Origin of the sequence: Nonomuraea diastatica (assembly GCF_004349015.1) — a bacterium.
GTDB lineage: Bacteria > Actinomycetota > Actinomycetes > Streptosporangiales > Streptosporangiaceae > Nonomuraea > Nonomuraea diastatica.
The window spans coordinates 1-611 of record NZ_SMKP01000456.1 but is presented as its reverse complement, the minus strand read 5'-3'; the positions used below and the strand labels follow the sequence as shown (position 1 = coordinate 611).

Sequence of the window (611 nt, the reverse complement as noted above, 5' to 3'; positions counted from 1 at the left end):
GGCCAGCAGGTCGAGCGTGGGGGCGGGTGTGGTGGTCTCCTGGCTGGTCATGAGTGCTCCGATCTGATGGTTCTGCCTGGTCATCCGCCTTCCCGCCGGCAGGCGGAGGACAGGAAACGTTCGTACAGGGGGAAATAGGCGGCGGCGAGGCCGGGGTCGTGCGGTTGCGGCTCGCGGGGCAGCACGGGGACGTCGCCGAGCGAACCTCCCGCCTGCCCGGCGATGAGAGCGGCGCCCGCGCAGACCGCGTCGTCCGCCCGGACGACCTCCACCGGCACGGGCGAGACCGCCGCCTTCATGCGCATCCAGAGCGGGATCCGCACCTGCCCGCCGAAGACCACGAGCCGCTCGGGAGCGGCGCCGGTCACGGCGGCGAGCTCGGCCACGGTCCAGCGGGTGTGCAGGCACGTACCCTCCATGGCGGCTGCCAGGAGGTCACCGAACCTGTGCTCGGGCCCGATCCCGGACATCGTCACCCGGCGTTCGCGGTCGGGCGCGGGCGCCACCCTGCCGCGCAGGTACGGCTCGGCGATGATTCCCGTCGGCAACCGCACACCGTCCAGCAGTCCGGGCAGGGCGGCGTACCTGTCCCGCCCCGCGCCCATTCCCCC

The 611-nt window shown here is 73.5% G+C and carries 1 protein-coding gene; it reads right to left on the bottom strand.

Going from position 1 to position 611, the window contains the following annotated elements; genetic code table 11:
* Nucleotides 1-80: 80 nt before the first annotated feature.
* On the bottom strand, nucleotides 81-611 hold a 531-nt coding region (locus E1294_RS52150; RefSeq protein ID WP_220448465.1), incomplete at its 5' end, for an FGGY-family carbohydrate kinase.